This is a genomic window from Gracilinema caldarium DSM 7334 (genome assembly GCF_000219725.1).
GTDB classification, from domain to species: domain Bacteria; phylum Spirochaetota; class Spirochaetia; order Treponematales; family Breznakiellaceae; genus Gracilinema; species Gracilinema caldarium.
Map to the genome: position 1 here is coordinate 1,429,718 of NC_015732.1, position 13,296 is coordinate 1,443,013.

General features: G+C 46.3%; 11 protein-coding genes. 5 read left to right on the forward strand and 6 right to left on the reverse strand.

Features of this window, described 5'->3' with window-relative positions; genetic code table 11:
- From SPICA_RS06435 to glgA, 3 genes are read left to right on the forward strand one after another with little or no spacing between them, the layout of a single operon-like run.
- Positions 1-1,302, forward strand: coding sequence for a phenylacetate--CoA ligase family protein (locus tag SPICA_RS06435; protein WP_013968721.1), 1,302 nt, complete (start codon positions 1-3; stop codon positions 1,300-1,302).
- Positions 1,303-1,308: 6 nt separating this feature from the next.
- Complete coding sequence (locus SPICA_RS06440) at positions 1,309-1,728, forward strand: ACT domain-containing protein (protein WP_237255945.1); 420 nt, start codon at positions 1,309-1,311, stop codon at positions 1,726-1,728.
- Positions 1,729-1,750: 22 nt separating this feature from the next.
- Positions 1,751-3,229: a glycogen synthase GlgA gene (gene glgA / locus SPICA_RS06445; protein WP_013968723.1), complete on the forward strand. Its 1,479-nt coding sequence runs from the start codon at positions 1,751-1,753 to the stop codon at positions 3,227-3,229.
- 101 nt (positions 3,230-3,330) lie between these two features.
- Here glgA and SPICA_RS06450 read toward each other — a convergent pair whose 3' ends face one another.
- The 3 genes from SPICA_RS06450 to SPICA_RS06460 form a co-directional block, all read right to left on the reverse strand.
- On the reverse strand, positions 3,331-4,950 hold the full coding sequence (locus SPICA_RS06450; protein WP_013968724.1) for a P83/100 family protein: 1,620 nt from the start codon (positions 4,948-4,950) through the stop codon (positions 3,331-3,333).
- Between the two features lie 100 nt (positions 4,951-5,050).
- Positions 5,051-6,799, reverse strand: coding sequence for an outer membrane protein assembly factor BamB family protein (locus SPICA_RS06455; RefSeq protein ID WP_013968725.1), 1,749 nt, complete (start codon positions 6,797-6,799; stop codon positions 5,051-5,053).
- A complete protein-coding gene (locus tag SPICA_RS06460) occupies positions 6,799-7,965 on the reverse strand; it encodes a class I SAM-dependent RNA methyltransferase (protein WP_013968726.1) in 1,167 nt (388 codons plus the stop codon). The genes SPICA_RS06455 and SPICA_RS06460 overlap by 1 nt, the downstream gene beginning before the upstream one ends.
- A gap of 54 nt (positions 7,966-8,019) precedes the next feature.
- Here SPICA_RS06460 and SPICA_RS06465 point away from each other — a divergent pair, with 54 nt between their 5' ends.
- Together SPICA_RS06465 and pcnB are read left to right on the forward strand one after the other, a co-directional pair.
- Positions 8,020-8,967, forward strand: a complete 948-nt coding sequence (locus tag SPICA_RS06465; protein WP_013968727.1) for an alpha/beta hydrolase — start codon at positions 8,020-8,022, stop codon at positions 8,965-8,967.
- A gap of 27 nt (positions 8,968-8,994) precedes the next feature.
- Positions 8,995-10,164 carry a polynucleotide adenylyltransferase PcnB gene (pcnB, locus tag SPICA_RS06470; protein WP_013968728.1) on the forward strand — a complete coding sequence of 390 codons (1,170 nt, stop codon included), beginning with the start codon at positions 8,995-8,997 and terminating at the stop codon, positions 10,162-10,164.
- Here the strand turns inward: pcnB and SPICA_RS06475 are convergent.
- The 3 genes from SPICA_RS06475 to SPICA_RS06485 are packed head-to-tail and all read right to left on the reverse strand — an operon-like array spanning position 10,157 to position 13,245.
- Positions 10,157-11,335, reverse strand: coding sequence for a tetratricopeptide repeat protein (locus tag SPICA_RS06475; RefSeq protein WP_013968729.1), 1,179 nt, complete (start codon positions 11,333-11,335; stop codon positions 10,157-10,159). The genes pcnB and SPICA_RS06475 overlap by 8 nt on opposite strands.
- A gap of 12 nt (positions 11,336-11,347) precedes the next feature.
- The gene (locus tag SPICA_RS06480; RefSeq protein WP_013968730.1) at positions 11,348-12,214 is read right to left on the reverse strand and encodes a peptide ABC transporter ATPase; all 867 of its coding nucleotides are present in this window, start codon (positions 12,212-12,214) and stop codon (positions 11,348-11,350) included.
- Positions 12,214-13,245, reverse strand: a complete 1,032-nt coding sequence (locus tag SPICA_RS06485; RefSeq protein WP_013968731.1) for an RluA family pseudouridine synthase — start codon at positions 13,243-13,245, stop codon at positions 12,214-12,216. The genes SPICA_RS06480 and SPICA_RS06485 overlap by 1 nt, the downstream gene beginning before the upstream one ends.
- Between the last annotated feature and the right edge of the window lie 51 nt (positions 13,246-13,296).

The window sequence follows — 13,296 nt, forward strand, 5'->3', positions numbered from 1 at the left end:
ATGATTTTTAACCCTGAATATGAAGCAATGGATTCACAAGTTCGGGAAAAACTACAATTTGCCCGGCTTAAAAATCTTGTAGAAAAGGTATACCAGGATGTTCCCTTTTATAAAAAGAAGATGGATGAGGCAGGTGTATCACCGAAGGATATCACCTGTCTTGCGGACATTGCCAAACTTCCCTTTACCACTAAGGATGACCTCCGGGAGACCTTCCCCTATGGGCTGCTTGCCTGTCCGCAGGCTGAAATAGAAGAAATACACATGTCTAGCGGTACTACCGGGGTTCCTGTGGTAGATGCCTATACCCGTAAGGATGTGGAAGTATGGGAAGAGGCCATGGCCCGTACCTTAGCCGGTGCGGGAGCTACCCGGAACGACACGGTTCAGAACTGTTATGGCTATGGGCTCTTTACCGGCGGCCTCGGAGTTCATTATGGGGCAAAGCGCCTGGGGGCAAATATCATTCCCATGTCTTCCGGAAACACCCAGAAACAGCTTATGGTAATGAAAGCCTTTGGTTCTACCATTCTGACCTGTACCCCGTCCTATGCTCTCTATATGGCCGAAGAAGCCGCTGAATCGGGCATCGATGTTAAAGCCATGAAACTCAGGGCAGGCTGTTTTGGGGCTGAACCCTGGAGCGAAAATATGCGGAAGGAGATCGAGGCCAAATACGGTATCGATGCCTATGATATTTACGGCCTTACCGAAATTACCGGTCCCGGGGTTGCCTTTGAATGTGAAGCCAAGGATGGGTTACATATTAACGAAGATTTCTTTTATCCGGAAATTATCGACCCTGTGACGGGAAAAGTTCTGCCCGATGGAGAAAAGGGAGAACTGGTCTTTACCACCCTGGTTAAAGAGGGTACCCCCCTTATCCGCTATCGGACCCGGGATGTAACCTTTCTCCGAAGGGAACGATGCTCCTGCGGCCGCACCACAGTAAAAATGAACCGTCTTTTTGGCCGCACCGATGACATGCTGATTATCCGCGGTGTCAATGTATTCCCCAGCCAGATTGAACACGCCCTCATTGAGATTGAAGGCACCGATCCTCACTATCTCATTATCGTTGATCGTGGACCTTCCCACCTGGATGAAGTAGAATTACAGGTGGAGGTAAAGAAGGATCTCTTTGGAGATGAAACAAAGAATCTGGAGGCTCTGCGAAACAAGATTGAAGGGGTGATGAAATCCAAGCTGGGTATCGCATTACGGGTTAAGCTGGTGGAACCAAAGACGATTGAACGTTCCATCGGGAAAGCAAAACGGGTAATCGACCGTCGAACCATATAGGAGGCAATGATGCAGATTAAACAGATATCAGTTTTTCTGGAAAATACCGCTGGCAGGCTTGCGGAAGTAACAAAGGTATTGGCTGCTGCAAAGATTAATATCCGGGCTATATCAATAGCTGATACGGCAGATTTTGGCATTTTGCGTATTATTGTTGATAAGGTGGATGTAGCCATGGAGGCCCTTAGCAAAGCAGGGCTTACCGTCCGAACTACCGATGTGCTGGCAGTTGAAATAACCGATGAACCAGGAAGTCTCGCCAAGGTAATGGAACTGTTCCAGGCTACCAAAGTAAATATTGAATATCTATATGCTTCCTTGGAAGGGTCCCCTGGAAAAGCGGTGGTTATCTTCAAAGTTGAAGATATTAAACATGGTTTACATATTGTTCAGGAACATGGTCTTTCGGTACTGGAAAAATTCTGAAAATCGCATAGAATGAATTACTATGAAAATACTTATGACCACCAGCGAAGCGGTGCCCTTCGCCAAAACCGGAGGGCTTGCCGACGCAGTTTCTGCGCTGGCAATAGCCCTTTCTAAATTAGGCAACGATGTACGAATTGTTCTTCCTCGTTACTATGCAATCTCCCGCGATAAACTTACAAAGCTGGAAGGTCCCCTCGGAGTACCTGTTGGGTATGGGGAAGAATGGTGCGCTGTCTATGAAACCTTGCTCCCCGGTTCGGATGCTCAAAGTCCAATTCCGGTGTATTTTCTGGATCATGAAGGTTTTTACGGTCGTGATGGGGTCTATGGTACACCCTTTGAGCCTGACTTTTCCGATAATCCACGCCGTTTTTCTTTTTTAAGCCGCGGAGCTTTTCAGCTTTGTAGAAAACTTGGGTGGTTTCCCGATATTATGCACGCCCATGACTGGCCGACCGCACTTGTTCCGGTCTATTTAAAATATGTAGAGCGGCATAGAGAATTTGCTCATACCGCTTCGGTATTTACCATTCATAATCTGGGGTATCAGGGTGTTTACAGTAAGGATTTTTACCCCTATACCCAGTTAAGCTGGGATGTATTTACCCAAGCCGGTTTCGATGATTGGGATCGGATGAACTTGCTTAAGGCAGGTCTTACCAGTGCAGATTATCTTACCACTGTTTCACCCACCTATGCTGAGGAAACAAAGACCCAGGCCTACGGATTTAGGCTCGACGGGGTACTCCGCCAACGGGCATCCGATTATATTGGTATACTGAATGGTATTGATACGGAGGTTTGGAATCCGGAAAAAGATCCCTATATTCCACAAACCTATAGTTATACCAATCTGGAAGGTAAACAAACTGCGAAAGCGGCACTGCAAAAAGAATACGGCTTGCCTGTAGATCCCTCTATTCCTGTTATTGGTATGGTAAGCCGGCTTACGGAACAAAAAGGTATTGGCGAACTCTTTGGTCCAGCCTATGGATCAGCTTGGTCTATCTGTCATGATATGAAACTACAATTCGTGTTATTAGGATCCGGTGAACGATGGTGTGAGCAGGAGGTGCGGAATTTAAGCAGTCAACTGCCTAACTTTAAGGTACAGATTGGATACAGCGAACGACTCAGCCATCTCATCGAAGCAGGAAGTGATTTCTTTCTCATGCCAAGCCGCTATGAGCCCTGTGGTCTTAACCAGATGTATTCTTTAGCCTATGGGACACCACCAATCGTGCACCGGACTGGAGGACTTGCAGATACAGTAGAAAATTATAACCAGGACACAGGAGAAGGTACGGGCTTTATGTTCGATGATCTTACTCCCCGGGCAATCTATGATACCGTTGGCTGGGCGATATGGGCCTACTATAATCGGCCCCAGCACATTCAAGCTATGAGAAAGCGGGGTATGCAGAAGAACTTTTCCTGGGAAAGTTCTGCACTAAAATATATTGAGGTTTACGAAAAAGGTTTAACCCGTTTTAGGTAATTTTTATGAAAGCACCCCACTGGGGGTGCTTTTTGGGATTGATACTACAAAGACAGGGCTTGCACAAAGGATTGGTTGTGAAAGCCTTTTATAGTAAGGGTTTATTGAGCTTTATTTTCGGTTAAATTCTTGCTGTTTAGTAATAAGGGTGTTCCATCTGCTTTTTGGGTTAATAGGGTTTCACCATAGAACAGTACAGAAGCGAATGGATGAATCTCTGTGGTCGATTTATTCAGCAGCTGTAAATTCTGATCAAAACGGGCGAGATACAGTTTCCCCGATGTATTGGCCAGCGCAAAAATATCCTGGCCCTGAGCCCAGAGCAGGCTCGTAGATGCAATATCTACATCTCCCTGTTTCAGCATTTCAAGGCTCTTCGGATCAATCTGGACCAGCCGTACTGCGCCGCTACCCTGGGCTTGACCGGCGATCGCAATGATTTTATCCGGCAGGATAAGCATAGCCCTGCTGTTGATCGTATTCAGAGTCGACTGTTTCATGGCAGTACCGTTAGTGGGATTTACCAGAACGAGTCTTCCAAGGGCATTGGTATTTTGCAGTAGACTGATCCCAAGAAGGCCCTCTGGGACGGTTTTTGCTGCTTCCTGCCTCTGAATGACCTGCTGCTGGTCCTTGGCTATTTCTGCCCGTTCTGCTTTAGCTTCCTGTTCTTTTTGTGCTGCCCTGGCTTCTGCAGCTGCAACTTCCTGTTTTTGAGCTTCCAGAGCCTGTTCTTTTTTGGCAATAGCCTGTTCCTGAGCCCTTATGGTTTCTTCTTTAGCCGCCAGTTCTTGGGGACTCAGTGTTTTTTCATCGGCTTTTTTCGATTCCGCAGCGGCTTTGACTGTTCCGCTCTGTTGTACCGATCCTGCTTTTTCTGATGCTTGTTCAGCCCTGGTTTTTTCTTCAGCAAGGTAGGCTTTATCCTGTTCAAGAGCTGCCTTCTCTGCGGCAAGTCGTGCTTCTTCCTGGGCTATGGCTTCTTTCTGAACTTGAGCTGTTTGCTTCGCTTCCTGGGCTTCCCGTTCTTTGAGATCTACCATATCTTTACGAGCATCGAGCCCAAGATCTTTATCTTTTTTAAGCTGTTCAATTACTGGTTTTTGAGTTATTTGACTGGTGTCGATGGCACTGAGCGACCCGGCCTGACCTATAGCAAGGGGTATAAGTATCAGCGACTGCCCCGGCCATTCATCAAACCGGATAGAAAGACCGGTCTTCTCTTTGGTAAGTTCACTGACTACCTTAGGTGTATATCGGCTGGTAACATAGTTCCAGTTGCCCCGATAGACCGCATTATAAATTGTAATAAATTGGGCTAGCAAGGCTGCATCGGAAGCGCTATAATCATAGGCGCCTTCCAGATAGCCCTGCAGAATAAGCCGCAGGTTTTTAATATGATCTACCCCTACATCAATCCCAAGCCCAAAAATGTCCGCATCGAGCTGGGTAGTCCCTGTTGTTACTGAGTGGATAGCAAAATAACGGTTTGTACTACCGGCCCGTAAGGCTCCAGCCTTAATTGCCCTGCCTAAGGCATAGCCGATGCCGCGGATATCTTCCCTGGTCTCGATTCTGCCATGGGGACCCTCATAGCTAATAAAGAGTATCGAACTGTTCCGGGTGGATTCCAGTTCTGCCTTATCTACTTCGATAGCAAAAACTGAGGGGAACATGAACAGTGCTGTAAGTATGATGAGCAGTATATACTTGGCTTTCATCAATATATCTCCTGAACTCTGGGTACTGAAAAGTCACCTTTTGTATTATAACCTATTTTCAAAAATTATCGACGATAGAATTAAAAAAACTTGAGATTATCTATTCAATCATGCTTTTCAACGCCTTTTCTGCATTAGAACGTACAACTGGTGCTTTATCTGCTTCACTAAGTTTAATAAGATAGGGAATTCCTGCGTTGCTAAGGGGCGGACCAGAAAAACGGCACAGGGCTCCTATAGATTTGGCAATAGCAGCGAGAACACGTTCATCCTGACGGAATAAACCTGAATGCATAAGTTCTTCAAAGGCTGCCAGGGCGAGCCCTTCGGGATCTACACCGATATGACCAATTGCAGTGGCAATTTCGGAAACCACAAGGTTGTCCGTTTCTTTTGTTGCTAAATTAGTTAAAAAGGGTATCGTTTCCCGTGAACCTAGTCGGGCAAGGAGGCGGATTGCCCAGGAACGATACAAGGGCTGCACCGGAGGTTGCAGCTGAAAGGGCATGCCACGGTTTTGTTGTCCCGAAGATGCAATATACATGAGTATTGCAAGACTTTCAGGTTCTTCAATACCAATTGTTCCGTTATCCAGTAATGATTCAATGTAAGATAGCTTGTTTATCAAATTGGATTCGTTCAAGAAAAAGGGATCTGTTGTGATTTCTGGGTCTGCAAGACTTTCGAGCCGATAAATTCCTTCCGGAGCAGGGCCATAGATCGAACGGACTACGGAACGAACCCGGTCCTCTAGTTTGTAGGCATAGAGTATCCAGTCATTTCCACCAGAATACAGAATGCCCTCATCGGAGAAGCCGGGGCTTGAAGCTGCTCCATCGATGGTAATGGTCCACAATCGTCTGCCATCTTCGGTAAAGCCCGTGGCACCAGAAAGCCTCTGCACATAGATACCCCGTTCATCAAACAGAAGGTAGGGCCGGGTATTGGTTTTCCCTGGTAGGGGAAAAGTTGTCTGTTCTCCATGTATTTTTACCGGTCCGGTACCGGTCCAAAGGATACGGTTGTTTTCTAAAGAAATGGTATGTAGTTGCCCTGAATCAAGGAGTACGGCAACTTTAGACCCGTTCCGATTCCCTGCGACAGGGATCCCTGATAGACTCGGAAGCTCCTTCTGAAGGCCAGTAAAACTGCGCCATTCGCCCTTGCCGTTCTGGTAATACACAAGGAATGAAGACTGTACAGACCCCGAAGTTGCCACCGGTGCAGATACAAGAACCGATGGGGTATCCGTAAGTTTGAGTCCATGAACCTTGCCGATTGGGGAAATGTTCAGGACCTGATTAGTTTTTAATGTGATAAGAATACCGCCACCTCCGTCAGACACCGGAGGCAATGCCAGGGGTGCATCAAGCTGGATCGCCCATCGCTGGTCCCCGGCGGCACTGATACAGAATATTGATTGTTCCAGGGGAATAAAAAGCCGACCATCCCATCCGATGAGGGGACTTTCCACAACCATGCCAGGTATTTTTTTAGTCCAAAGGAGTCTCCCTGATCGATTTACCGCCATGAGGGTACCATCCTGACGGCAAATATAACTCGTTCCTTCTCTAGAACGGCTGACAAAGGGCATGAGTTTTCCCCTGGCATCAAATTGCCAGAGTGGTCGGCTGGTGTAGCTATAAGAACGGAGTATGCCGTCATCGGTTACCAAAACCACCGACTCGGCCTGAGCAACGGGGATACTTAATACTTTGCCTCCCAATGCCTGGCGCCACTTTGCCTCAGAGGCTTCCTGCTGACCAAATAATGAGCCATGTATGCCTATAGCGATTAGTAACCAGAGACTCCTAAAGTTGAGCTGTAGTATTACCCGCAATCGGTTCATCAAGCTCTCCGCAGAACTGCAAGGCTTTCTATATGGGATGTCTGTGGATAAAAATCATAGAACTCCAATCGTTCCAGGGTATAACCTGCCTGAACAAGGCTTTTGCAGTCCCTTGCCTGGGTTGCTGGATCACAGGAAACATAAGCAATCAATGGTGGTCCTTCTGTAGAGAGATAGTTTCGAAGAGAAGGGGAAAGACCTTCCCGAGGAGGGTCCAGAACCATAAAACCATAACGATGAGCTTGATGTTTTGTCAGTGCCTGCTTTGCCCATTGTTCATCGCTCACTGCAAAGTAACGGGCCTGTGAGTGGGTAATGTTTTCCTTTGCTAATGCAAGAGCTTTTGGGTTCTCTTCCATAAGATCCAGCGCAGAAAAGATGTCCTGGATAAAATAGGCAAAGGTTCCCACTCCACAATACAGATCCCCTGCAGGAAGGCTGTGGTCTGCCTGAGCTGCTACGGATCGGACTGTTTCAAGCAGTTTTTCCAGGACTTGGGCATTACTCTGGAAAAAGACACCTGCATCCATATGAATTGGGGCACCTAAAAGCGGTACCGTTCCCCGTTGTTGTTTACCTTCTTGTAAGAACATATCGAAACGAGAATAAACGGTGAATCGATCAAGCGCAGGAGGCGGTACCAGTTCTTTAGCTTGCAAGGCTCGTTGAATACCTGCATTAGCAATGGGACAGGTTTCTATGGGAAGTACCTGATCACTGGACCGTTCTTTTAAGCCCACCCGGCTTTGTCCTGTCTTTGGTTTTGGGACGCGGTGAAACTGCATACGATTCCGGTATCCATAGGGTTCAGAGGCAACAATATTGATGTGTGGAAGGCGGTTTATGCCGCCAATTCTGGTAAAATGGTCCTGCAGCAATTGTTGTTTAATCTGCAGTTGCATAGTATAGGTTAGGTGCTGGAGGTTGCAGCCACCACAGTGCTGATAATACGGACAGGGGCTTTGGGTACGATGGGGCGATGCTTCATGAATCTTTTGCAGAGTTGCTCTGCCCCAGGAAGGGGTCTCTTCTGTGATAACTGCACTAACAAGGTCGCCCGGTGCGGTATAATCGATGAACAGAGTCTTTCCCTGCCAACGCAGAATTCCCGCCCCTCCGGCAGCAATAGACACTATGATGCCTGATACTTTTTCACCAATTGCCATAAAGCGAATATAGCATGATTGCCAGAACGATGGTATAGGGTTTAGAATACTTTCATGAAGGAACAAACTCGTTATATTTCATCAAAGGATGGAATACATATCTTTGTCCGTATCTGGAGTCCCGATGTATCACCCAGGGCGGTTGTACAGGTTGTCCATGGTATGGCGGAACATTCAAAGCGATATGGTCTTCTGGCAGAGGCCCTCTGTGCTGCGGGTATTGAGGTGTGGGCCGATGATCATCGTGGTCATGGTCAAACTGCACAATGCGGAAAAAATCCTCTCGATGCTGGTGGGTTGCTGGGGCATTGTGCTGATAGAGACGGATTTTACAAAGTTGTGGCAGATCTGGAACTACTCAGTAGGGATATTCGGAAAGAGCGCCCAAATGTGCCACTATTTTTATTCGGTCACTCCTGGGGGTCTTTTCTTGCCCAGGCCTATATTGAGCAATTTGGACAAAACCTGGCGGGTTGTATACTTTCAGGAACCCGTGGCCCGGGAGGACCAGAAGAAGTTATTGGTGCAGCGCTGGCAGGGCTTATTGCAATTGTAAAGGGGGGCAAAAAATTCTCTCCCCTTGTGTATCGCCTCGCAGATGGCCCATATAACAAGGTTTTTAAGCCAAACCGTACCCAATTCGATTGGTTGTCTCGAGATAATGCGGAGGTCGATACCTATGTGGCGGATCCACTTTGCGGGTTTCCCTGTTCTGTTGCGTTTTATCGAGATCTCGCGCAGGGACTCCGAAGTATACATACCCAAGAGGCTATGGACAGAATACCAACAAATTTGCCAATATTTGTTTTTGCCGGTTCAGCAGACCCGGTGGGTGAAATGGGAAAGAGTCCCACAAAGCTGGTCGAAGCCTATAAACAGCTGGGGATTAAGGATCTGGAATTTATTCTGTACCCTGAAGGTCGGCATGAGATGCTCAATGAAATAAATAGGGAAGAGGTTATCCAGAATCTGCTTTCCTGGATCACTCGGCATCTGCATTAATATAACCCTATTTCTAATGAGGCAACATTGCGTTTCAGATATTCTACCGATGAACGTGGTCGCCCTGTAAAGAAGGCGATCGTTTATACTTCAGATGAACATCACATTAACAGCTTCGATGTCGATATCGAAGCTGTTCGTATTGTAGGTCGTTTAAAACAGGCGGGACATGAAAGCTTTATAGTGGGTGGAGCAGTCCGGGATCTTATTGTTGGTAAAAAACCAAAGGATTTTGATATTGTAACCAGTGCAAGCCCCTCACAAATCAAACGGCTTTTCAGAAATGCCCGGATTATTGGCCGGCGTTTCAGGCTTGTCCATGTTTATGTTGGTGATACGATTTATGAGGTGGCCACCTTTCGTTCCCTTAGAGATGGACACAACGGAAATACCTACGGAACCATAGAAGAGGATGTACTCCGCCGAGATTTTACCCTGAATGCTCTTTTCTATGACCCAAAAGAACAGGTTGTTGTCGATTATGTGGAAGGTTTTAAGGATATCAAGACAAGGTTAATCCGACCAATTATTCCTCTTTCGGTTATGTTTAAGGATGATCCAGTTCGGATGCTCAGGGCGGTAAAATATGCTGCCACAACGGGCTTTAGACTATCCTTACCGCTACGTTGGAAGATCAAACAGCAAGCTCACCTGCTTGATACGGTGTCGCCATCCCGGCGTACGGAAGAACTATTTAAAATTATCAATTCGGGAAATTCCTTTGCTATTGTAGATCAACTTCTAAAATTTTCCCTTTACCAGTATCTTCAACCCAACGCAGTGAGTATGATGTCGTCCGATGCAAAGTTTAAAAATCTATATATGCAGAGTCTTTTGGCATTGGATCAGCTTATTAAATGTGGCAAAGAGCTCCAGAGCGGTGAAGTTATAAGCTATTTTATAAGGGATTATCTTAATACGATTGTAGATTGGAAACAGGAACCCTTCGAAGCCTACAGGGCAGCCCTTACCGCATGCCGGGCTTATGTGTTACCGATGAATCCACCCCGTATAGAGCTTGAAAATGCGGTACGGCTCCTGTTCCGAGAACATGGCATTGGCATTAAAAAAGCACGTACCTTTGAAAAGGGCCGGAACAAGGAAGCTATTCCTGAGCCTGCGAATGAAGCAACACAAGTCCCTGGAAGTCAGGGACCAAAAAAAAGGCGCCGCAGGCGTAAGAACAAGCCTACTTAAACCGTGGCAAAAGTTCCTGTACCTTAGCTTTATACCGTTCAGGGGCTGCAGCGGCAGCTTTTTCAAGATACTGTACCGCATCGGCTTTACGGCCAGCAGCCCCTGCATTAAGTCCTAAGGCATAATTCACCAGAGCTTCATCAGCCCCATAGAGTAGGGCAGATCGATAGTAATTCTCTGCCATATCGTATTTTTTCTGTTCATAGGACAGTAAGCCTAGGTAATAATGGGGAGCATAATGATGGGGTTGAAGATTCATGGCTGACAAAAACAGTACCTCTGCCTTAGGTAGATCCTTAGCACTATATGCCTGCCGACCTGCCTCTATAAGTTCTGCAAAGGTTTTTCGTTCTTTAATGTAATTCTGATACTCCTTACTAATTTCATCAATCTGAATCCATGGAATTATCCGTTCTAACGCTAGTTTACTGTTCCCTTCCCGGCTTTCAGAAGGAGAAAGCGCCATGAAAATCTCATAGAGTGAACGGCGATATTCCTCGATATCAGTATTTAACAAAAATGATACCAGAGCCCAGGAAGCTCCTTGTAACTTTGGTGAGGGAAGAGGACCCTGAATATCGGACATAATAACCGATTCAAGGCTTGGTGCGGTAGTTCCCCAGCTTTTTACCATATCGAGCCAGGCGAGGTTTTCTTCATAGGTCGCTTCACCCTTGGTCTGGTCATATCCCAGGGTAGCAAAATAAATAGCAAGCCCTTCCTGCAGCCAGGTAGGAGGATTCGGAACAAAGGCCCGCAAAAACTGCATGAAAGCCTGGTGGGGAAATGTGTTCAGTAAGGCTTCTGTATTCTCTAAGCGGACTAGTTCGTTTAAATCAGGTCTATTGTTGTAGTGGAGATACACCGCACCATTGCTCAGTGTCCCCAGTTTTGTTTGTATATAGGTATCATAGGCAGTTTTTGTTGTAAAGGATCGGACTACAAGGGGCTGACTTAATCGGGACAGAGAAAAACGGAAGAGCTTATTGTAGACTGAAAAACGAACATCCATTTCCATTGCAAGTGACTTTGCTGCTTCCTGCCCCCCCTCAGCATACACTTTATAATGGGTACCTGTAAATTCTGCAAATTGTGTATCTACAGCCTGAGCAGTCACGTTGATAGTGCGTAAACATACTAACATGAGCACTATCACCCATATTTTTTTCATGTCAACCTCCATTTATTCGGTGATTTTGTCTATTATAATATTGACTTCTTCAATCAGTATACCCGTATAACGCTCTATCGTATCTATCAAGTATTGCTGTAATTCATGAATATTGCCAGATAGTTGGGTACCAAAGGGCACGTCGATGGTAATGACAAGCCGATACCCTTGACCGTCTTCTTTTACAACGATTTTCTTAATCCTGATATTGGGGTTAAATTCATCCACACAGTGGAGAACCATCTGACTGAGGGCTGCTTCTGAAATAATTACCTTACCCCGTTTGGAATATTCCGGTCGTACCACTGATTTTTCATGGACCTTGGTGCTGGTTCCTACAGGAGGCAAAACACCCCGTTTTAAGAATACCCGGATTGCGTCGTAAAAAATATTAGGATAGTTACGTTTTACCTCGATGGAAGGAACGGGAATAACGTGTTTACCTTCGATTTTCCTCGTTCGTATTGCCTTTTCTATTTCTTCCTGGGTGGCTATATCTTCTATTTTGATGATCTTGCTTGGCTGGGATAATTGCAGCCGGGCGGCAATTTTATTCACCATTTTGATTGATGTGCCGAGGATAAGAATCTTTTTAAATTTTTCTGTCTGTAGTTTTCTGGCCACCTCGTCCCGATGGGCCTTATCATCGAACAGGGCTACTTTTACCGCTGCAAGGAAGGTTTTTTCCTTCTTTGCTGAATGTCCTGCCAGAATCCGGTTATCCCGAATTAAAAGGCCATCGTCGATAATGAGATCAATACCATATTTTTGTGCTACCAGTTTTGCCCGGAAACTTTTCCCTGTCCCGCTTTCGCCGACAAGGGCGTATACCTTAACACCTTTGAAAAACCAGAATATATCACTCAGTATGCGAAACATTACTTTATTATAGCACCAAGAAGGTCCGTAATGGGAGTGGTTTCTTGAAGCCTTTGTATAAAAAGTCTTTGTTTTATTTCAGTAAACAATGTTTTCAGGTATATTACTTGAACATCCGGAAGCGGCGCCTGAATGCTGTCAGGAAGCCCAAGGTCTAACCGCCCAAGCCCTGCAAGTGTATAGGCATGGAGCACCCATGGTCGAGCCTGTTTTTTTGCCCCATATTTTATATCCCCCAGAAGCGGATACCCATGGTGTGCGGCCTGAACTCGGATCTGATGGGTCCTTCCTGTTTCCAGTTTGATGAACACCAGGGTAGCAGGATTATGGGTATGAGCAGTATGAAACAGTGGATAGACCCTGGTTATCGCTTGTTTACCCGCGTCAGTTTCGCTCACAAGGTTACTCATCCGGCGGTTTTGGTCACGAATCAATGTATCTGTCCATTGGGCTGGCTCAGTCATACATCCTTGCAGCAGTGCCACATACCATTTTTCAAGCCGGTGTTCTCTCAGAGCAATGCTAAAACACTGGGCCCCCATCAGGTTTTTAGAAAAGGTGATAATACCGCTGGTTCCCTGATCGAGCCGATGGAGCGGTCCGGGCCTAAAGGAAAGGGAAGGAGACAGTTTTGGCCCTAGATAGGTCTGTACCGCTAGAGCTAGACTGTCCTTCCCGTGGACAGGAATACCAGCTTCCTTATTGATGAACAGCAAAGCTTCATTTTCAAAGAGTATTTGAAAGGATGGCCCCTTGTCTGTGCTCTGTAGCCGTACAGGTGGTGCCTTTGAAACCTTACCCCTTGTAATTGGAATCTTTTGTGGTGTTTCTGCAACAAGTTCAGGAATTTCCAAAATGGAGCCCAACTGAGGCTTAAATGAGGCCGGGACCGGCTTCCCATCAATATATACCTGGCCTTTTCTGAACATTTTATGAATTGCCGAAAGGGGGAGCTGGGGCAAGGCTTTCCGTACAATCCGGTCTAAACGCCGGTTCTGATCATTCTCGGTGATTTGTGCAGTAAAGGCCATATATGGTATTCTATCAAAAGCTAGTTCTTGACAAAAGGGCTTACATAGGGG

Excerpts from the sequence above, each read along its gene's own strand:
- SPICA_RS06435 (WP_013968721.1), top strand. The coding sequence starts at position 1 with ATGATTTTTAACCCTGAATATGAAGCAATGGATTCACAAGTTCGGGAA.
- SPICA_RS06440 (WP_237255945.1), top strand. The coding sequence starts at position 1,309 with ATGATGCAGATTAAACAGATATCAGTTTTTCTGGAAAATACCGCTGGC.
- glgA (WP_013968723.1), top strand. The coding sequence starts at position 1,751 with ATGAAAATACTTATGACCACCAGCGAAGCGGTGCCCTTCGCCAAAACC.
- SPICA_RS06450 (WP_013968724.1), bottom strand. The coding sequence starts at position 4,950 with ATGAAAGCCAAGTATATACTGCTCATCATACTTACAGCACTGTTCATG.
- SPICA_RS06455 (WP_013968725.1), bottom strand. The coding sequence starts at position 6,799 with ATGAACCGATTGCGGGTAATACTACAGCTCAACTTTAGGAGTCTCTGG.
- SPICA_RS06460 (WP_013968726.1), bottom strand. The coding sequence starts at position 7,965 with ATGGCAATTGGTGAAAAAGTATCAGGCATCATAGTGTCTATTGCTGCC.
- SPICA_RS06465 (WP_013968727.1), top strand. The coding sequence starts at position 8,020 with ATGAAGGAACAAACTCGTTATATTTCATCAAAGGATGGAATACATATC.
- SPICA_RS06475 (WP_013968729.1), bottom strand. The coding sequence starts at position 11,335 with ATGAAAAAAATATGGGTGATAGTGCTCATGTTAGTATGTTTACGCACT.
- SPICA_RS06480 (WP_013968730.1), bottom strand. The coding sequence starts at position 12,214 with ATGTTTCGCATACTGAGTGATATATTCTGGTTTTTCAAAGGTGTTAAG.
- SPICA_RS06485 (WP_013968731.1), bottom strand. The coding sequence starts at position 13,245 with ATGGCCTTTACTGCACAAATCACCGAGAATGATCAGAACCGGCGTTTA.